The sequence below is a fragment of the Burkholderia sp. Ac-20379 genome (assembly GCF_017104645.1).
Taxonomy (GTDB): Bacteria; Pseudomonadota; Gammaproteobacteria; order Burkholderiales; family Burkholderiaceae; genus Burkholderia.
Genome location: NZ_JAAGPF010000132.1, coordinates 1 through 19,133, shown reverse-complemented (window position 1 = coordinate 19,133; position 19,133 = coordinate 1). Strand labels below are relative to the sequence as shown.

Annotated in this window: 20 protein-coding genes, 1 tRNA gene and 1 pseudogene; 14 read left to right on the top strand and 8 right to left on the bottom strand. The window is 61.6% G+C overall.

The window, feature by feature from the left end:
• From G3N92_RS18055 to G3N92_RS18045, 3 genes are all read left to right on the top strand, one after another.
• A partial coding sequence (locus tag G3N92_RS18055; RefSeq protein ID WP_206128896.1) for a SelB C-terminal domain-containing protein occupies positions 1-1,399 on the top strand: 1,399 nt, incomplete at its 5' end.
• 48 nt (positions 1,400-1,447) lie between these two features.
• Positions 1,448-1,543 (top strand) — tRNA-Sec (locus tag G3N92_RS18050).
• A gap of 150 nt (positions 1,544-1,693) precedes the next feature.
• Positions 1,694-2,929 carry a site-specific integrase gene (locus tag G3N92_RS18045; protein WP_206128895.1) on the top strand — a complete coding sequence of 412 codons (1,236 nt, stop codon included), beginning with the start codon at positions 1,694-1,696 and terminating at the stop codon, positions 2,927-2,929.
• Here the strand turns inward: G3N92_RS18045 and G3N92_RS18040 are convergent.
• Together G3N92_RS18040 and G3N92_RS18035 are read right to left on the bottom strand one after the other, a co-directional pair.
• Complete coding sequence (locus G3N92_RS18040; protein WP_206128894.1) at positions 2,904-3,137, bottom strand: AlpA family transcriptional regulator; 234 nt, start codon at positions 3,135-3,137, stop codon at positions 2,904-2,906. The genes G3N92_RS18045 and G3N92_RS18040 overlap by 26 nt on opposite strands.
• Positions 3,134-3,904: a hypothetical protein gene (locus tag G3N92_RS18035; RefSeq protein WP_241014862.1), complete on the bottom strand. Its 771-nt coding sequence runs from the start codon at positions 3,902-3,904 to the stop codon at positions 3,134-3,136. Before G3N92_RS18035 ends, G3N92_RS18040 begins: the two co-directional genes overlap by 4 nt.
• On the opposite strand from G3N92_RS18035, the gene G3N92_RS18030 reads away from it, so the two are divergent.
• Positions 3,903-4,508 (top strand): hypothetical protein, encoded by a 606-nt coding sequence (locus G3N92_RS18030; RefSeq protein ID WP_206128893.1) that lies wholly within the window; start codon positions 3,903-3,905, stop codon positions 4,506-4,508. The genes G3N92_RS18035 and G3N92_RS18030 overlap by 2 nt on opposite strands.
• 2 nt (positions 4,509-4,510) lie before the next feature.
• On the opposite strand, the gene G3N92_RS35345 is transcribed toward G3N92_RS18030, so the two are convergent.
• Positions 4,511-4,645, bottom strand: coding sequence for a hypothetical protein (locus G3N92_RS35345; RefSeq protein ID WP_277396179.1), 135 nt, complete (start codon positions 4,643-4,645; stop codon positions 4,511-4,513).
• 251 nt (positions 4,646-4,896) lie between these two features.
• Between G3N92_RS35345 and G3N92_RS18025 the strand changes: the two genes are divergently transcribed.
• The gene (locus G3N92_RS18025; protein WP_241014864.1) at positions 4,897-5,508 is read left to right on the top strand and encodes an SOS response-associated peptidase family protein; all 612 of its coding nucleotides are present in this window, start codon (positions 4,897-4,899) and stop codon (positions 5,506-5,508) included.
• A gap of 42 nt (positions 5,509-5,550) precedes the next feature.
• Positions 5,551-6,357, top strand: a complete 807-nt coding sequence (locus tag G3N92_RS18020; RefSeq protein ID WP_206128892.1) for a hypothetical protein — start codon at positions 5,551-5,553, stop codon at positions 6,355-6,357.
• On the opposite strand, the gene G3N92_RS18015 is transcribed toward G3N92_RS18020, so the two are convergent.
• The 3 genes from G3N92_RS18015 to G3N92_RS18005 form a co-directional block, all read right to left on the bottom strand.
• The gene (locus G3N92_RS18015; protein ID WP_206128891.1) at positions 6,341-6,619 is read right to left on the bottom strand and encodes an XRE family transcriptional regulator; all 279 of its coding nucleotides are present in this window, start codon (positions 6,617-6,619) and stop codon (positions 6,341-6,343) included. The genes G3N92_RS18020 and G3N92_RS18015 overlap by 17 nt on opposite strands.
• A 34-nt stretch (positions 6,620-6,653) precedes the next feature.
• The gene (locus G3N92_RS18010; RefSeq protein WP_206128890.1) at positions 6,654-6,833 is read right to left on the bottom strand and encodes a hypothetical protein; all 180 of its coding nucleotides are present in this window, start codon (positions 6,831-6,833) and stop codon (positions 6,654-6,656) included.
• Between the two features lie 637 nt (positions 6,834-7,470).
• Positions 7,471-8,952: a mannitol dehydrogenase family protein gene (locus G3N92_RS18005; RefSeq protein ID WP_206128889.1), complete on the bottom strand. Its 1,482-nt coding sequence runs from the start codon at positions 8,950-8,952 to the stop codon at positions 7,471-7,473.
• A gap of 128 nt (positions 8,953-9,080) precedes the next feature.
• Here G3N92_RS18005 and manD point away from each other — a divergent pair, with 128 nt between their 5' ends.
• From manD to G3N92_RS17980, 5 genes are all read left to right on the top strand, one after another.
• A complete protein-coding gene (gene manD, locus G3N92_RS18000) occupies positions 9,081-10,289 on the top strand; it encodes a D-mannonate dehydratase ManD (RefSeq protein WP_206128888.1) in 1,209 nt (402 codons plus the stop codon).
• Positions 10,290-10,347: 58 nt separating this feature from the next.
• Entirely contained in the window at positions 10,348-11,718 is a 1,371-nt protein-coding gene (locus G3N92_RS17995; RefSeq protein ID WP_206128887.1) for an MFS transporter, read from the top strand.
• A gap of 43 nt (positions 11,719-11,761) precedes the next feature.
• Positions 11,762-12,799, top strand: coding sequence for an L-idonate 5-dehydrogenase (locus G3N92_RS17990; RefSeq protein ID WP_206128886.1), 1,038 nt, complete (start codon positions 11,762-11,764; stop codon positions 12,797-12,799).
• A 67-nt stretch (positions 12,800-12,866) separates the two neighbouring features.
• Positions 12,867-14,165 (top strand): MFS transporter, encoded by a 1,299-nt coding sequence (locus G3N92_RS17985; RefSeq protein ID WP_206128885.1) that lies wholly within the window; start codon positions 12,867-12,869, stop codon positions 14,163-14,165.
• A gap of 95 nt (positions 14,166-14,260) precedes the next feature.
• A complete protein-coding gene (locus tag G3N92_RS17980) occupies positions 14,261-15,094 on the top strand; it encodes a GntR family transcriptional regulator (protein ID WP_206128897.1) in 834 nt (277 codons plus the stop codon).
• A gap of 111 nt (positions 15,095-15,205) precedes the next feature.
• Here the strand turns inward: G3N92_RS17980 and G3N92_RS17975 are convergent.
• Positions 15,206-16,307: pseudogene (locus tag G3N92_RS17975) on the bottom strand (IS3 family transposase).
• Between the two features lie 31 nt (positions 16,308-16,338).
• On the bottom strand, positions 16,339-16,620 hold the full coding sequence (locus tag G3N92_RS17970; RefSeq protein ID WP_206128884.1) for a hypothetical protein: 282 nt from the start codon (positions 16,618-16,620) through the stop codon (positions 16,339-16,341).
• Between the two features lie 947 nt (positions 16,621-17,567).
• Here G3N92_RS17970 and G3N92_RS17965 point away from each other — a divergent pair.
• From G3N92_RS17965 to G3N92_RS17955, 3 genes are all read left to right on the top strand, one after another.
• Complete coding sequence (locus G3N92_RS17965) at positions 17,568-18,347, top strand: helix-turn-helix domain-containing protein (protein WP_206128883.1); 780 nt, start codon at positions 17,568-17,570, stop codon at positions 18,345-18,347.
• 11 nt (positions 18,348-18,358) lie between these two features.
• A complete protein-coding gene (locus G3N92_RS17960) occupies positions 18,359-18,625 on the top strand; it encodes a hypothetical protein (RefSeq protein WP_241014861.1) in 267 nt (88 codons plus the stop codon).
• Between the two features lie 66 nt (positions 18,626-18,691).
• The coding region (locus tag G3N92_RS17955) for a DUF3683 domain-containing protein (protein WP_206128882.1) at positions 18,692-19,133 on the top strand (442 nt) is incomplete at its 3' end.

Here is a 19,133-nt window from a genome sequence, read left to right as displayed (position 1 = left end):
GGCGCGGCGCGACGACGGGCTGTTCCGGCTCGCCGTCGATCGCGTGTTCACGCTGGCCGGGCAGGGCACCGTGGTGACCGGCACCGCGTTCGCGGGGCGCGTGAGCGCGGGCGAGATGCTCAGCGTCGTGCGTACCGGCGAGCCGGTGCGCGTGCGCGGCCTGCATGCGCAGAACCGGCCCGCGGAAACCGGCCGCGCGGGCGAGCGTTGCGCGCTCAATCTGGCCGGCATCGACAAGGCGGCGCTGTCGCGCGGCGACGTGATCGCCGACGCGCGGCTCGCCGCCACTTCGCCGCGCATCGACGTCGAACTGAGCCTCTTGGCCGACGCCGATCCGACGCTCGCGCACTGGTCGCCGCTGCACGTGCATCTCGGCACCCAGCATCATGTGGCGCACGTCGCGCCGATCGACGTCGATACCTTGGCCGCCGGCCAGCGCGGGCGCGTGCAGCTCGTGTTCGACGTGCCGGTGTTCGCGATGCCGGGCGACCGCTTCATCGTGCGCAACGCGCAGGCGACACGCACGGTGGGCGGCGGCCGCGTGCTCGACCCGTTCGGCCCCGCGCACAAGCGCCGCACGCCCGCGCGGCTGGCGTGGCTCGACGCGATTGCCGCGTGGCTCGACGCAGGGCGCATCGATGCGCTGCTCGACGAGGCGCCGCTCGGCCTGCCGGTCGCCACGCTGATGCACCTGACCGGCTTGCCTGCCGAGCGCCTGCCGCTGCCGGACAACGCGGTGGTGGTGCCCGGCGACGATGGCCCGCGCGCGATCGCGCCGCGCCGCCGTGCGGCGTTCCGCGCGCGCGTGATCGAGGTGCTGGCGGCGTTCCACGAGCGTTCGCCCGACGAGCCCGGCCCCGATCTCGACCGCCTGCGCCGGATCGCGTTGCCGCTCGCCGATGCCGCCCTGTGGCGCGCGCTGATCGAGACGATGGCGGGCGAGGGCAGCCTTGTGCGCGATGGGCGCTGGGTACGCCTGCCGACGCATGTCGCGAGCCTGGATCCCGCAGACGACGCGCTCGCGCAGCGCCTGCTGCCGCTGATCGCGGCGGGCCGTTTCGATCCGCCGTGGGTGCGCGATCTGGCCGCCGCGACCGGCACGCACGAAGACACGGTGCGCGCGCTGCTGCGCAAGCTGGCGCGGCGCGGCGACGTGCATCAGGTGGTGCGCGACCTGTTCTACTGTAAGGCGGTGGTGGCGGAGTTGGCGCAACTCGTGGCGGGGCTGGCGGCGGCATGCGCGGGCGGCGTCGATGCCGCCACGTTCCGCGACGGCACGGGGTTGGGGCGCAAGCGTGCGATCCAGATTCTCGAGTTCTTCGATCGCGTTGGGTATACTCGCTTTCACCGCGATCGCCATTTGCTGCGCGCCGAGCGTTCGGTGGCGGAATCGGGTTGATCGCGGTGGCGCGAGCCACTTCAGGTTCTCTTGTCGCGTTTTCTTCGCGGAAGGCATTCGTATCCGGTGGTACGGCCAGACTTCAAATCTGGTTAGGGACGTCAACCGTTCCTGGGTTGGTTCGACTCCAGCTGCCTTCCGCCACGCAAGCCTCTCAGGCTATCTCGTTTACTCCCGTTTACCCCTGTCTTAGCCTTATCTGGTGGGGGTTTGGGGGGTGTCGTCACTCTTGCTCGCCCTCTCTTGTTCCCGCAGAATCGAAACCTCTTTTGGGGGTGGATTTGGGGGTGAGGGATGGCGAGGCAACTGCACCGGCTGACCGCGATGGGAATCGCGAAATTGGTCGATCCTGGATATTACGCTGACGGCGGTGGACTGTATTTGCAGATCACGCTGAGCGGGTCTAGGTCGTGGGTCTACAAATTTATGCTCGCCGGGCGTTCGCGCGAGATGGGGCTCGGAGCGCTTTCGCTCCTATCTCTCGCGGCAGCCCGGAAGGAAGCGGTCGAATGCCGCGCGCTGGTGAAGGAAGGCATCGACCCGATCGAGAATCGACGCCGCGTCCAGACCGAACGCATTGCAGCCGACGCCCCGGGCGTGACATTCAAGCAAGCGGCCCAAGTCTACATCGCAGATCGCGAGCCGACGTGGCGAAACGCGAAACACGCGAAACAGTGGACGGCGATTCTTGAGACGTACGTGTACCCGATCATCGGCCATCTCGACGTGCGAGACGTCAACACTGAGCTGGTTGTCCGCGTGCTTCAGCCGATCTGGATGAAGAAGGCTGAGACGGCGCGCCGCGTGCGCGGTCGGATCAAAGCGATTCTCGATGCCGAGGCCGTGCTGGGGCATCGAACGGGAGACAACCCGGCTCGGTACAGCGACCACCTCGATCGAGTGCTCCCGCGCACGAAAAGACGGAACACCATAAAGCATCATCCTGCGTTGCCGTGGGAGGAGATGCCGGCCTTCTTCGCGGCCCTTCGGAAGAGACCCAAGCGTACCGCGCAGGCGCTGCGCCTGCTGGTGCTGACTGCCACCCGCACGAACGAGGTTCGGTTCGCGCGCCCGGAAGAGTTCGACCTCGACGCGAGAGTCTGGACGATCCCCGGCGAGCGGATGAAGGTTGGTGTTGAGCTGCGCGTGCCGCTATGCGATGAGGCTGTCGAGATCGTTCGGACGCAAATCGAAAGCAAATCGAAGTGGGGATGGCTGTTCCCCGGCTACAAAGAGGAGCGCCCGCTGTCCAACATGGCGATGCTGGTGCTTCTGCGACGCATGGATCGTGCAGATATTACTGTCCACGGCTTTCGCTCGACGTTCCGAGATTGGGTCGCCGATTGCACCGACTACCCGGACTCGCTTGCCGAACAGGCGCTCGCTCACACAATTCGGTCGAGCACTGTTTCCGCGTACAGGCGCCGAGACATGCTCGAGCGCCGACGCGTGATGATGGAGCACTGGGCCCGCTACTGCGCGGGCGAGTCAAACGTCGTCGAAATCAACCAGGAAGCATCGGCCGCGTAGCCGAGTCGGCGGCGCGTCGGTCGGCAATCGCCGGCGCGCGCCCCGCGCGTTCGGCGATCCACGCGTCGATGTCCTCTTCAAGCCAGGCATTCCGCTTCGGTACGATCTCAAACGGCTTCGGAAATTTCCCGTCGGCGATCATGCGATAAAGCGTGGATTCACCGAGGCCGACTTTCGCGACCACTTCTTTCATGCGCAGCGCTTTCATTGTGCTTGCTCCATATCGTTGATGCCGCGTTCCTTGGCGCTTTCGACTACCTGGCCGAGCGCCGAGTGGCGGTAGGTCTTGAATTCCACTACCCATACCCACGGATTTGCCGCCCACGATCCCGGGCCGTTTAGTTCGTCCCAAAGGCAGGCGTATTGATCGCGGGGTGCGTCGCCGCAGCCAGGTGCCTTGCATTGCCAGCCGCCATCGGGGCCTGAATTGATCCAGCCGACGTCGTTACAGGAAGGGCAAGTTGGGCATCCTTCGGCCTCGGCGTCCCTATCGCTGATGGAGGTCAGGTGCTCGATCCGGGTGCTGATCACCTCGAGCTGCGTGCGCGAGGCGGCGCGCGGCATGTGGATCGCTGGGCGTCGCCACCAGCTCGGCGTAATGCTGTCGCGCCGAGCGTTCTGGATCGGCGCGTCGAAGCGATACGCGCGGCCGGCTTCCAGCGTCATGTCGATGAAGTGCCACTCGTCGCGGCCCTTCTTCGGGCTGAAGTGCGTTTCCCAGCGGCCGAATGCGACGAAGGTCTCGCGCACCCAGAGCCGGTCACCCGGGGCACCGTATGGGCAGCGAGCCAGCCACGCCGGATCGGGAGCACCACCAGGCGGCCCCCAGCTTCCGCGGTTCTTCGCGAACATCCATGCGAGCCGGCCGGCGTCGAGGTACGGTTGCGGATGCATCGGACGGCGAGTCTGTGTCTTGCGGCCTTCGGATATCGCTCGTACCATCGGCGCAGAAAATAAAACTGGGAGTTCACGCATGCGGAAGTACCTCAACTTGGGACTGTTCGGCGGGGCGTTAGCAGTGGGCGCGCTTGTCACAGCGCTTGTTCGCTGGCCACCTATGCAGAGTTCGGATTGGGCGGCATGGGTCCAAGCGGTCGGATCGATTGGCGCGATCGCGGCCGCTATCTGGATTCAGGATCGCCAACGATCGGTAGATCGAGAAAACGAGCAGCGCCGTGAGCTCGCCGAAATGCGTAGGAAATTCGCTGCGTGGGAAGGCATAGCCATGGCCGCAATCCAATTGATCCGGGTTCTCCCGCCAGCAGCGTTTCCGATGGACGACATCGCGCCTTTTTTTGCTGAACGAGAGTTGCGAATCAAATATCAGACTGCCGTAGATGCACTGGACTCGATTCAAATCGATGCAGTGTATCCCTACCCCGTGATGGCGACGATTCTTGATCTGCGTAGAGATTTGGCTTATTTGAGGCCGCTCCTCATGCCCGAAGATCGCAACCCTACGACGCCTGTCAGGCATTGGCTGCGTATGGAGGATCAGATTCAGAATATGCGCACGCGCGCCGATGAATATGAGAGCGTATTTAATGCCTACGGCTCTGGATTGCATCAGAAGACCTAGCATCACGCCTCCGGGAATTCGTCGTGTGTGCGGCCGTCGAGGTGGCGCCCGACGGCGTGTTTGCTTCGCCGCTTGGCGTTGACTTTGGCCCAGTATTCCGGGCCGCGCGGAGCGCGCGCCTTATCGCGCAGCTTCATGCACGCGCGGCAGTGTCGCGTGCCGTTGCCGGCGATGTATGTGTTCTGCTCGTCGAAGGCGTGGCCACGGACGCAGTGCGTTTGATTCGCGCGTTCGCTGTCGCGCTTCGCGTGGCATAGCGTGCACACAGCCCGCACGTCGAGGTGATGCTTGGCCGCGTAGCCAAGGTGGTGGTCGTACTCGTGCCAAATGGGGGATGGACATGCGCACAAACTACCGCGCACCTAACGAGCCGTAGGAGTTTTCCGAACTGAAGCTGCCGCTGCTCGGTCCGCTCTACTATCGCGAGCCGTGGAAGAAGGAGATCTGGCCGGACTATTTGGCGCCCATCGTTCGTGCCGACGGAGACGGCGCGGATGCCGTCCTGGCCAACTTCGGAATGATCCCGAAAGCGCACCAGCCGCCGGATAAGCGGTACATGACCGTGAACGCCCGATCGGAGACCGTCGCAGAGAAGCCGGCATTTCGCGCGGCGTGGCGCGCCGGTCAGCGCTGCTTTATCCCCGCCGCGTGGGTGTTCGAACCGAACTGGGAGTCAGGGAAGCATGTGCGCTACCAGATCGGCGTGGCGGACTGGCGGCCACTGTGCGTGGCGGGGGTTTGGCGCGCATGGCGCGAGCCGGACGGCGGGGAATCGTTCGCGATGGCGATGCTGACCGTCAACGCGGACGATCACGACGTCATGAAGCACATGCACAAGCCGGGCGGTGAAAAGCGGTCCGTTGTGATCCTGCGGCCGGCTGACTACGACGAATGGCTGCACGCAAAGTATATAGATGTAGCGCGTTCAATGCTGAGGCCTTGGCCGTCGGATGACATGAGTGCCGAGGCCGCTGAATTGTCGACTGTGCCGACTCGGTAATCTACCGTAGTATGTTGCCTGAGAAACTACGACGGGGGTCTTATGGCATCTAATATTGATAAGTTTGAAAAAGATTTGGATAGATTGATTGAGCAGGGGGACGAAATGGGGGAGGCACTGTACTATGAGACAAGAAGGGAAGATTTTTTAAGAAATAGACAAGTAGAGTACGGTGACAACTTGGATGAATATATTGAAAGTCTTCCTAGTTTTGTCTTTGGCTATCAGTCGTGGTATTCGGAAGCGATGGCTGTTGTTAAGCAGGTCATACCGGATCGTCTGGAAGATTTCAAACGTCACTACGAGAAGCCGCGCTCTCGAACGGAAATAACTAAAGAAAATTATCGAATTGAAGACTGTCTTCAAGGAATTGTTGTAAATGGTGGTCTGGCAGGGATACTAATTGGCACGAGTGCGGCTATACCCCATTTTCGCCAGCAGCGTGCAATTCTGGAGTCTGCTAAAACTCGTTTCGAGAGCACACTTTATGATATTCGTCATGTCGTTCAAGCGGATTTGATGGATTCAGAGCTGGATGCCGCAGAGCATTTGCTCAAATTTAAGTTTGTGCGGGCATCAGGGGCTGTGGCAGGTGTGGTTTTGGAGCGCCATCTTGGACAGGTGTGCGCAGATCACAAAATCGTAGTGGCGAAGAAAAATCCGACAATTTCTGATTTTAATGAGGCCCTCAAGGGCAATGGTGTGATCGAGGTGCACCAATGGCGATTTATTCAGCACCTAGGTGATATAAGGAATAAATGCGACCATGCAAAGACACCGGAACCCACCTCAGATGAGGTGGACGACTTGGTGAACGGCGTGAAGAAAATAATTAAAACAGTTTTTTAGGAGTTGCGGGGAGATCGATTTGAGCGCCCATATCACGCATCTGATTTAGCACTCGGGCGAGATCTTCATCACTGAGTACAAGGCGAGCGGCAGCGAAGAACAGCATTTGCGGGCTTACCTCGCGTGGAGATGCCCCGCCGGTGTATTTGCGCCACTGCTGGCCCCCGGCCACGCCGAACAGTTCGGCCATCTGGTCGCCGGTCTGCCCTAGTTCGGTTTTGAGGCGCTGGAGGTCAGCGGGAGAGGGGGGGGCGTAGTCCATGATGAAGAAAGCCGCCTTTCGGCGGCCCTTGGAGTTAGTGGAGGATTCTGGCGAGGGCGAGGGCGGTGCCTGCGAACGCCGTGGCCCAGATCACCGGATACCAGCGGTTCTCGCGGAGCAGCTTGGCGGCTTCGGCGTTCAGCTTCATCGTTTCCGCCATCAGCTTGCCGATCTCAGCTTCGGTCTTGATCGTGTCCAAGGTCTTCGTTTCCATCGTTCGTCCTTTCGGGATGTCGGGCGGCGCGGTGCGCTACCTCTGAGATGAATATTAGCACCATTGGGGCTACTGTCAAAGAGCTTTTTCGGGTAATTCCGCCTTGAGAAGGACGGCTCCTGCTACCGTCCGGCCATTTGGGGGTGGATTTGTGGGTAGCGATTTTCGGAAAGTGCCGGATCCTTACCTAGCATGCCTTTGGCTGCAACCAATAGAGTCGGCTGCCTTCCGCCACGCCGCTTATCTTTCTCCTGGCACCTGCTCCTGTAGAGGTACCCATAAAACTTCCGCCTGGAAGTTAATTGGGTACAAAATTTTCTGCCAAATTTACATTTAGTTATGCATTCCGAGCGTGAACGGTCATTTATCGCAGCGTTCGCATCACGGCCGTCTGGCAGTCAGTGAAGTACCGTCCGCCTAGTGGAGGGGATTGCAGTCTGTCGAACTCGGCAACGCTGCCTATCCTTAACCTTCGGCTGTCTTTTCCAGTCCGCCGCGTTCTGGCCCCGTAGCCCGCTCGGCACCGTGAGCGGATCGGAAGGGACGTCGAGCTTCAGTCTTATTTGGGAATGGTGAGCCGAACTGAACTAAATCGAACCGAACCGAGCGGCACGGCGGCGGTACAGTCCGAACAGACTCATGCGAGTCGCGCATAGCTTGTCATCGTCGATAGCGCGCTGCGGTTGAGCGCCTGAAGCGCTCGCATGAGGGCGTCCTTCAGTGCCGGCGCCGCCGCCAGCGATTCCGGAAACACCTCCCTGACCTCGAGCATCGATTCGATCAGGCGCTCGTCGCTCTGCGCGTCCGAGGCGAGCTGCGTGAGCTTCTGCGCCAGCGGGTCGCTGATCGCGTAGGTAGCGCCATCGTCCGAGCGCCCGCGCAAGAACACGAACCACGCGGCCACCGCCAGCGCCAGGCGTTCGATGGACTGCCCCGCATCGAGGCGGGCCGCGATGGTCGAGAGAATGCGCGGCGGCATCTTCTGGCTGCCGTCCATCGCGATCTGCGCGCAGCGATGCTTGAGCGCCGGATTCGCGAAGCGCGAGAGCAGCGCGTCGCGATACGCGAGCAGGTCGAACGAAGCCGGCACGTCGAGCGTCGGCACGATCTCCTGGGTCATCATCGCGTCGATGAGCTGGCGCAGCGGCGCATGACCGACCGCATCGCTGATCGTCTCGAATCCCGCGAGCATCGACAGGTAAGCCAACGTCGAATGCGTCGCGTTGAGCATGCGCAGCTTCGCGATCTCGAATGGCGCCACATCTTCCACGAGCTGCGCGCCGACGATGTCCCATGCGGGGCGTCCCGTCGGAAAGCGATCTTCGATCACCCACTGACGAAATGGCTCGCAGGGCACCGGAACATCGTCGACCATGCCGAGCGCATCGCGCGCGGCTGCCCGATCGGCGTCCGAGGTCGCGGGGACGATGCGATCGACCATCGTCGACGGGAAGGCGACGTGGGTAACGATCCATTGCGCGAGATCGCCGTCCAGCCGCGCCGCGAACGAAACCACCGCCTGCTTGAGCGCTGCGCCGTTGTGCGCAAGGTTGTCGCACGACAGCACCGTGAACGGCGGAACGCCGGCGGCGCGGCGCGCCTTCAATGCTGCCGTGAGGATGCCGGGCACCGTGCCGGGCGTATCCGGGTGCGCTAGGTCGAAAGCGATGCCTGCATGCGCGAAGTCGACGTCACCGGTCTGCATGTCGCGGCAATAGCCTTTCTCGGTGACGGTCAGCGACACGATGCGGACTCGCGCATCGCTCAGCAATTCGAACAGACGAGTTCGGTCGAACGGGAGTGCCAAGACTTCGCGCAATGCTCGCGCCACCGTCACGCGCACGCCGTCCGGGCCGCGCTCGACGACGCTGTAAAGACCGTCCTGGGCCATCAGCGCATCGCGCTTGCTCACGTCGCCCTGCAACGTGACGCCGCAGATGCCCCAGTCGCCGCCGCGCGCGAGCATGGCTTCTTCGGTAAAGAGCGCCGCGTGCGCGCGATGAAAATTGCCGATGCCGAGATGCACGATGCCGATATCCGGTGTGCGCCATTCCGGCGACAACAGGTTCGCCTGCAGCGCATCGAGACGCGCACGTGAGAGCTTCGTTTCTTGATTCATGTCGTTTGCAAACTGAGAGGAGGCGCGCAGAAAAGCACGCGAAAACAAGGGAAAACCCGCGATTGACCCTGCAACATACTGGTATGGTAGTATGCGACGCATAGCTTGCCCATTCAAGGAAATCCCTTATGAAGATCATCCGCGCCGATGTCATCGTGACGTGTCCGGGTCGAAATTTCGTCACGCTGAAAGTGGTCACGGACGAGGGGGTGTACGGCATCGGCGACGCGACGCTCAATGGCCGCGAGCTCTCGGTGGCGTCGTATCTGAAGGATCACGTCTGTCCGCTTCTGATCGGCCGCGATCCGAGCCGCATCGAGGACACCTGGCAGTTTCTGTACAAGGGCGCGTACTGGCGCCGCGGCCCCGTCACGATGACGGCCATCGCCGCCGTCGACATGGCGCTCTGGGACATCCTCGGCAAGGTCACGAATACGCCGCTCTACAAGTTGCTGGGTGGTGCGTCGCGCGACGGCGTGATGGTCTATGGGCATGCAACCGGCCGCGACATTCCCGAAGCGCTCGACCGCTACGAAGAACACATCGAGGAAGGGTACAAGGCGGTTCGCATCCAGTGCGGCGTGCCGAACATGCGTTCGGTCTACGGTGTGTCGAAGGGCGACGGCATGTACGAGCCGGCCACAAAAGGCGCCGTGGAAGAGCAGAGCTGGTCGTCCGAGAAGTACCTCGATTTCGTGCCGAAGCTGTTCGAAGCGGTGCGCGACAAGTTCGGCTTCGACACGCACCTCCTGCACGATGTCCACCATCGTCTGACGCCCATCGAGGCGGCCCGGCTCGGCAAGGCCGTCGAACCCTATCGCCTGTTCTGGATGGAAGATCCGACGCCCGCCGAGAACCAGGCCGGCTTCCGGCTGATCCGCGAGCACACGGTGACGCCGATCGCGGTCGGCGAAGTGTTCAACAGCATCTGGGATTGCAAGGAGCTGATCCAGGAGCAACTGATCGACTATATCCGCGCGACGTTGACGCATGCCGGCGGTATCACGCATCTGCGGCGCATTGCCGACTTCGCCTCGCTCTATCAGGTTCGCACGGGTTGTCACGGGCCGTCGGATCTGTCGCCGGTGTGCATGGGCGCGGCGCTGCATTTCGATCTCTGGGTGCCGAACTTCGGTGTTCAGGAGTACATGGGTTTCCCCGAGGCCGCGCTCGAAGTGTTCCCGCATGCCTGGTCGTTCGATCGCGGCATGATGCATCCGGGCGAAGCGCCCGGGCATGGCGTCGATATCGACGAAGCGCTCGCCGCGAAGTACCCCTACGAACCGGCCTATCTTCCGGTCGCGCGCCTCGAGGACGGCACGCTCTGGAACTGGTGATCGTATCGTCCGAGACGACGAACTGAACGAAACAAGAAGAAAGATGGAGACAAGGGACATGGCAGACAAGGCGACAAGTGCGATGCTGCGCCGCGTGGCGATGGCGTCGACGATCGGCACGGCCGCGGAGTATTACGACTTCTTCGTCTATGGCACGGCGGCGGTGCTGGTGTTCGGCGCGAAGTTCTTCCCGGCGTCCGATCCGTTGATCGGCACGCTTGCCGCCTTTGCTACATATGCGGTGGGCTTCGTTGCGCGGCCCATCGGCGGGATCGTGTTCGGCCATTTCGGCGACAAGATCGGGCGCAAGAAGGCACTGATCGTCACGATCCTGATCGTGGGGCTGGGCACCTTCGTCATCGGGCTGCTGCCGGACTATTCGCAGGCCGGCATCTGGGCGCCCGCCGCGCTGATCCTGATTCGCGTGCTGCAGGGCTTCGGCGTCGGCGGCGAGCAAGCGGGCGCCGTCCTGCTGACCGCCGAATATGCGCCTCCCCGCGAGCGCGGCTTCTTTGCGAGTCTCGTGCAACTCGGCGCGCCTGCCGGCTTTCTGATCCCGTCGGGCATTTTTGCGGTGCTGTCGGCCACGCTTACCCACGATCAGTTCATGAGCTGGGGCTGGCGCCTGCCGTTCCTCGGCAGCATCGTGCTGGTCGTGGTGGGCCTCTACATCCGGTTGCGCACGGAAGAATCGCCGGTGTTCGCCGCCATCCGCGAGACCCAGGCCGTGGAGTCGCGCCCGGTCGTCGAAGTGGTGCGGCAGCACGGCGGGCTGATCGTCAAGGGCGTGGGCGCGAAGCTGATCGAGGCGTGCACCTTCGCCATGTACACGATGATCGTGCTGGCCTACGGCCGCGCGCACAACATCTCCTACACGCTCCTGCTGCAGACGATCATTGTCGCGGTGGTGCTCGAACTCATCGCGATACCGCTGGCGGGCGCCTTGTCGGACCGAATCGGGCGGCGCGCGACGTTCATCGCCGGTGCGGTGCTGCATGTGCTGCTGGTGGTGCCGCTCTTTCATGCCATCGACAGCGGCAACCACCTCGCCATCCAGACGGTCATGATCCTCGCGATCACGGTTGGCCACAGCCTCTGCTATGCGCCGCAAGCCTCGCTGTTTCCCGAGCTGTTCCCGGCGCGCGTGCGATGCAGCGGCATCGCGCTCATCTGGCAAATCGGCTCGCTGATCGGCAGTGGGGTGCTCGGTCTCGTCGCGGTGAAACTGATTCAGGCGACGGGCGGCAGCTCGGTCGGATTGATCGCCTATGTCGCGATCCTTGGCGTGATCTCGACAATCTCCGTCTTTCTGTTGCCGGAGACGGCGCCGAGGCGTCGTGGCGGGGATCTGCACGACTGGCTTGCGCCACAACATGCCAACCTCGCCGTGGATGCGGCGCTGGAAGCCGAGCTCGCGCCGCGCCGTTGATCGAGGCCGTCCATCGATCGTCAATTACCAGGAAGCCATTACCATGCTTGCAGCCGTACTTCACGAAGCGAAGAAGCTCGTCATCGACGAGATCGAGGCGCCTCAACCCCTCCCAGGCCAGGTTCAGATTCGCGTGCGCGCGGGCGGCATCTGCGGTTCGGACCTGTCGTATTACTTCAAGGGCAAGAGCGGCGACTTTGCGGTGCGCGAGCCGTTCGTGCTGGGTCACGAAGTGGCGGGTGAGATCGCGGCGCTGGGCGAGGGCGTGACCGGCTTGCGCATCGGTCAGCGCGTGGCGGTGAATCCGGGCCTCAACTGCGGCGAATGCCGCTTTTGCGTGAAAGGCATGCCCAATCATTGCCTGAACATGCGCTTCATGGGCAGCGCATCGACGTTCCCGCACATGCAAGGCATGTTCCGTCAGTTCATTACGGCGGCGGCGCGGCAGTGTGTGCCGGTTCCCGATTCGCTCGATTATGCGCAGGCGTCGATGGCGGAGCCGCTCGCCGTCGCGCTGCATGCGCTGAAGCAGGCGGGCACGCTGGTCGGCGCGACGATGCTGCTGGTCGGTTGCGGTCCGATCGGCTGCATCGTGCTGGCCGCGGCGCGCCGCGCCGGCGCACACCGGATCGTGGCGCTCGATCTCGCGCCGAAGGCCCTGCAAGTGGCGGCATCGCTCGGCGCGGACGAAACCGTGCTGGCGAGCGACACCGCACGCATCGAAGCCTGGTCGCGCGAGCGCGGCACCTTCGACGTGGTGATCGAGGCGTCCGGCAGCCCGGCGGGGCTCGACACGGCATTGCGCGCGGCGCGGGCCGGCGGCGTGGTGATCCAGCTCGGCAATCTGCCGGCCGGGCAGTCGCCGGTGGCGGCCAATCTCGTGATGGCGAAGGAGCTGCGTTATCAAGGCTCGTTCCGCTTCACCGACGAATACGCGATTGCGGCCGACGAGCTGGCGTCCGGTCGAATCGATTTGCGGCCGCTGATGACGCACGTATTTCCGCTGGCCGATGCGAATCGCGCCTTCGAAGTCGCGCACGATCGCAACCAGTCGATGAAGGTTCATCTGCAGTTCGACTGACGACATCACGATTGATCATTACGTCGTCCTCCATAAAAATCATCGGACGACATGACGGAGACGGATCATGTTCAAAAGCCAGCGATGGTATGTCGTCGGGTTGCTGTTTCTCGCCGGTGTCGTCAACTATCTCGACCGCGCGGCGCTCTCGATCGCCGCGCCGCTGATACAGAAGGATCTCCATTTCACGCATGCGGAAATGGGCATCGTGTTCAGCAGCTTCTTTCTCGGCTATGCGCTGTTCAACTTCGTCGGCGGCGTGCTGTCCGACAAGATCGGCGCCAAGAAGGTGTTCGGCGGCGCGATGGGCATCTGGTCCCTGTTCTGCGGCGCGACGGCGCTCGCCAGCAGCCTGGTTTCGCTGATCGTGCTGCGGGTGTTGTTCGGCATGGGCGAAGGGCCGTTCAGCTCGTCGAACAGCAAGATGGTGAACAACTGGTTTCCGCGTCGGGAAGTGGCGAGCGCGATCGGTGTGATCAGCTCCGGCACGCCGCTCGGCGGCGCGCTGGCGGGGCCGATCGTCGGCTACATGGCGATCCGCTTCGGATGGCGCTGGGCGTTCGTCATCATCATGCTGATCGGCCTGGCGTGGCTCGTCGTGTGGACGCTTTCGACAACCGAAACCCCGCAGCGGAATGCCCGCGTGTCGAAGGACGAACTCGCATTGATCGTCGCGGGGCAGCAGGCCGATGCTTCGACGGGGCTTGGCGCTCAAGGCGAGCGTGCGAGCCTCGGCTTTTATCTGCGCCAGCCGATCATTCTCGCCACGGCGTTTGCGTTCTTCGCCTACAACTACGTGCTGTTCTTTTTCCTGTCGTGGTTTCCGACCTATCTGACCGAAGCGCACCACATGTCGTTGCACGACATGAGCATGGCCACGGTCGTGCCGTGGCTGCTCGGCAGCATCGGGCTGGCGGCGGGCGGATTCATCACCGATGCGATCTTGCGCATCACCGGCAAGCCGCTGCTGTCGCGACGTCTCGTGCTGGCCATCTGCCTTGGCGTCGCCGCGTTGTGCGTGGGCTTCGCCGGCCGTGTCGAGACGACCGTTGGCGCCGTTGCGCTGATGTCCGTGAGTATCTTCTTTCTCTACGTCACGGGATCCGTGTACTGGGCTGTCATTCAGGACACCGTGCGGCGCGAGAACGTGGGCGGCGTGGGCGGCTTCGTGCATCTGCTCGCGAATCTCGCGGGTGTGATCGGACCGGCGGTGACGGGTTTTATCGTCGAGGCGACGCACGGCGCGTACGGTGCGGCGTTCATTCTGGCGGGCGCGATCGCGGTGCTCGGCGCGCTGTGCGCATACGTGTTCATCCGTGAACCCAAGATCCAGCCCGACCGCAATGCACGGACTCACACGGCGTGACGGCACGGATTGGCGTGGTCGGCAAACATAGTAGTATGGTGGCCGGGCGCGGCGAACCGCAGACTGCCGCCCGTTCCACCGTCGCTACCATCGCCATGAAAGCTTCAAATCCCAACGACACGGTTGTCGCCGATGCCAGTACCGATTCGGCGAGCCTGCCGCGAAAGCGCGGGCGCCGCCGGCTCGGCGAAGCGGATTGCATGAAGCTCCCCGACTTGCGCTCGCAGGTGTCGATCGATTCGCCCGAACCGATCACCCGGCAGATTTATCGCGCCCTGCGCCAGGCGATCTTTGCGGGTGCGATGGCGCCCGGCACCCCGCTGTCCGAGAAAGAAGTTTCGGAGATGTTCCATGTGTCGCGCCAACCGGTGCGCGAGGCTTTTATCAAGCTTGTCGAAGCCGGCGTGCTCCAGGTGCTGCCCCAGCGCGGCACGTTTGTGAAGCGCATTTCGCCGCGTCTGGTGCGCGAGGGCCGCTTTATCCGCGAGGCGATCGAAAGTGCGGTGGCGCGAAAGGCCGCCGAACATATTACCGACGATCAGCTCAAGCGCTTGGCCGACAACTTGCGGGAGCAGCGCGCCGCGGCCAAGGACAACAATACGACGGCGTTTCTCGCGCTGGACGAGGCGTTTCATTTCCTCATTGCTCAGGCAATTGATTGCAGTGCGGCGTGGGAGGCGATTCAGGATATCAAGGCGCAGATGGATCGTGTTCGATACCTGAGTCTTCCCGACGATTCTCCGCTCGACCACCTGATCAAACAGCACGCGAAAATTCTTGCGGCGCTGCGTGCGCACGATCCAGCGGCGGCGGAAGAGGCGATGCGAATGCATCTGCGCGAGATCCTGGTCACGCTCGGCCCGATTGCCGCGCGGAATCCGAACTGGTTCGACGATGACGAGCAGGAGGCGGTGCCATTATCGGACTAAAAACGTATCGATTTCTTGTCACGCTTATCAGCGAATGTTGGTTCGCGTGTGCCTACGGGCACCGTCTCTTTCAAAAAATGGGAGTGACCTGCCTGATTGCTTCGGACCGTTTCAATCTTGGAAAACGGCCTCGATTGCTTCAGTTGAACAACATCGCTGCTTGAACTCGTTCGGCGTCAGGTAGGCCAGACTCGAATGCGGTCGAATGGCATTGCAGTGGCGCCGCCATTGCTCGATGACGATCGATGCGTGTCCGAAACCACTCCAGGCTCAGGCATTCGTCGCTGAACTTGCCGTTGACGCTCTCGTCGGCACCGTTCTGCCATGGCTTGCCGGGATCGCTCAACGCCCTATCCATGCCACTCCGGGTGGCCCATTTCAGCAAAGCGCGTGACACGAATTCCGGCCCATTGTCCGAGCGCAGGTAACGTGGTGCACCGTGCAGGCTGACCAGCCGTGACAACACTTCGATCTCGGCCCGAACGAATCGAACCCGTCACATCGATGGCCAAACATTCGCGTGTGTATTCATCGATCACCGTCAGGCATTTCAACTGCTGGCCATTGGCGCAGGCATCGAACACGAAGTCATAGGCCCAGACGTGCCGGGCCGACGTGGCCGGCTCGGGCCGAGGGCTGTGCACCGATACTCGTCTGCGTGAACGCCTGCGGGGCACCTGCAAGCCCGCGAGTCGCCACCGCCTCCAAGCCCGGTCGGCGCTCATCGGATAGCCTTGCCGATCCAGAAAAATCTGGATGCGACGGTAACCGTAGCGCGGGTATTGTGCCGACAGCACACAGATCGCCGCGAGCACCGGCGCATCACGCTCGGCGAGCTTCGACTCGTAATGCAGTGCCGATCTCGCGACCGACATCGGCGCGCACGCCTGCCGTTCCGACAGGCCCCGTGCTTTCGCGTAGGCGACCTGCTGACGGCGAGCGGGCGCGCTCACCACTTTTTTGCGTTGATCTCCTTCATCACATCGAGCTCGAGATCACGCTCGGCCAGCATCTTCTTCAGTCGAGCGTTTTCCTGCTCGAGCTGCTTCAAGCGCTTCACATCGGCAGCGTCCATCCCGACGAAATGCTGACGCCAGTTGTAGATCGTCTGCTCGCTGACGGCATGTTTCTTCGCCACCTCCGCCACCGATGTCTTGTCCGCCTCGCGCAGGATCGTGACCATCTGCTCTTCCGTGAACCGGCTTTTCTTCATGGCTTCCATTTCTCCGTTGGAGGCCGTTCTCTCAAGTTTCAACTGATCCGAAAATCGCCGGGCAGGTCAGCTCGAAATACCCTTCGGACGGAAGCGATGTGGGTGGTTTTGAGGAAATTAATTGAGTTCCTCCACACTTTCGTGTGGCGCTAACCATAAGGTCGGGCACCCACGGCGTCGCTAGTGCGCCATGAACGTGTCCGACTCGCGAAGCGTTGGCCGCTGCAAACTGCTCAAGCGTTGCGCTGTCTTCGCGCTTGAGTATCTCTCGAAGCTGCTGCTTGGCGGGCACGCCTTCCGCCAGGAGGGTCAACGGCACACTCGACGCTGGTTGCACAGCTGTTGCTTGCTGAAACCCGCAAACCAGGCGCGCGTTCGACAACTCAACGATGCTATCCGAACCGCTCGCTGCTTCCCTCGCTACGGCGAGCGATATGCGCCTGGATCCTGCGCTGCTTCAGGTATCGCCTGCCGCGTGCGAAGTCATCGCTCTTGTCGGCATTCAAGTTGCCCGGGCGTTCGCGGGGCTGTCGGCGTCTTGCCGGCTGTCTACCTGCGTCACCATGCGAGCGCGTCATTGAAGTGGCGCGGTGTTTGGCTTGCGAATTGTCGATTTGACTTCAATCCGACACAACTTTATTGCAGGTCGGAATTCGGTAATTCCGCATTCATCCATTCACCCCGAAATTGCCCGATCGGGCCAACTTCAGTTTCGGTGTCGAGGCTTTTTTGAAATAAAGAACGTTATTTTTAACGTCGATTTCGCCAATCGAGGCTTTCTGGAAAGTGGAATGCGAAGTTATGTCTGCTCGCACAAGGGAATCGGGTGTTAATTCCGAAATCTTCATTTCGTTACTATTAACTGTGATCGCACTTATTCGGAGATCGGATAATTTGTCATATTTTTGACGTCGTATAAAATTCAAAAAACTTCAGATTCCTGGAATTTTGTTCTACATAAATTAGATAGATAAAAATTATCGATGCCTAACACTTAGAAAGCATGATGTAATATTGATCTTTTACGTTTTTGTAAGTTTTCGATTGATGACTGACATGGTTGTCGTTATATACTCTGCGTCACATTGAAGTTCCGATTAATGGAGTGTGATAAAGGGCATTTGTTTTGAGTGCGGGTGTCTTGATTCGGTGCGGTGTGATATTGGAATTCCGTGCTGGTTCTTGATGGTCTCGAGCCGAGCTTCGGCATTCAAGGGTTTCAGTCAAAACAAAAAATCGACATTTTAAAATTCCGAGGGCGTGATTTTGATTTCCATTCCAGAGCCAGGCTCGTTCGACACGTTGCCGTGCGTGATCGGCGGAATTCTCAAGCCTGCCGATCTGGCCGGTACGCTGGATGAGTTCGCCAGAAATTTGAGGCGTACGGCCGATTTCGACAAATGTCTCATCATGCATGGCAGACAGGATGGCGCGACCACGCACGGTCTGGTGCATCGATATGGGCACGCGCTGACGTATCGGCCAAGCGTGCTGGCGTGTGGGCCGGTCGTGCCCGTACGGGATTACCTTCAGGGGTTTGAACTATCCGATCGCCATGACCACGCCTACCGGTGGGGCGATCCGCCGACGAGGGCGGCGGATCGCAACGGCGATATCGCGGAGTTGGCCTTTTATATGCGCGGGGGCAGTGGTGGCGCTGCGTACGTTCCCTGGCTCGTGGATGGTACGGAACAAGGCGGCACGCTGCTGCAAGTTCAGTGTCGCGATGTGAGCGCGCATCTGCTGCTCTTGCTGAGTTTCATTACGCTGCAACTGCACGACGCGTTATCCAGAAAGATGTGCGCTTCCGACTACGTGCAGCCTGATGCATCGGCTTTCAAGAGCGAGGCGGATCTGACCAGAAAGGAGCGCGAGGTCGTCAAGTGGATTGTCGAGGGAAAAACATCCTGGGAGATCGGCAGAATTCTTCATATGTCGGAGAGAACCGTCAAATATCACTTGACCAACGTTTACGGAAAATTGCGCGTCGCAAATCGCGCGCAGGCCATCGCGAAAGTCAGTCGTCTGGATCTGCTTTAACGGAGATTGTGATGTCGCTCATCACGTTCGGATTAATCAAACGAAAAGTATCGGAGTTCGTGGCGCGCCACGGTTTGACTTACAAAGCCTATGTGCTGTCCATTTTGTTCCTGCCGCCAGCCGCTTTATACATTGCCTGGAAACGTCCGAATCTTCCGATCTCCGGGCGCGTCGCGCTCGGTGTTGTGGGCGTCGTTGCGCCGCCGTTCATCGGCGCGGGCACCTTGCTGATGGTGAAAGTGGTGGTGGATTTCGTGCGTGGCACGTTGGTCGTCTGAGATGGGGCGAGGCGAGCGGCTCCGATGTTTCCCGACGGGTAATGCCCCGATGTCCTGCACAGTGCAATGAACGCTCCCATCCTCGCCGAGCGGCTGGCCAGGGCCGAGCCACCCCGCGCGCAACGCCTCCCGATGCGTCGGGATATTCCGTTTAATTACACCTCGCTGGCCGATCGCGATATTGCGATCCGTCTGCTGGGCGCCGATGCCGGCGACGTACTGGACAGTCTGGCGGTGTCGCCCATCGACGTGCATAGCCGGCGTCTACTGCTTGCGCTGCTGGGCGAGCTGTGGGTGGTGCGCCGCAATCCATACCTTCAGGACGACCTGCTCGACAACCCGAAGCGCCGCCAGATGCTGATCGATGTGCTCAGCCACCGACTGGCCGAGATCGACAAGCGCCGTCAGGCCGATCTGTCCGAGCACGGCGACGAAGCGGCGCGCGAGCGCGCCTCGCGCGTCGCGATGCTGACGGTGGCCGCGCGCGGCGCGGTCGAATCGTTCGCGC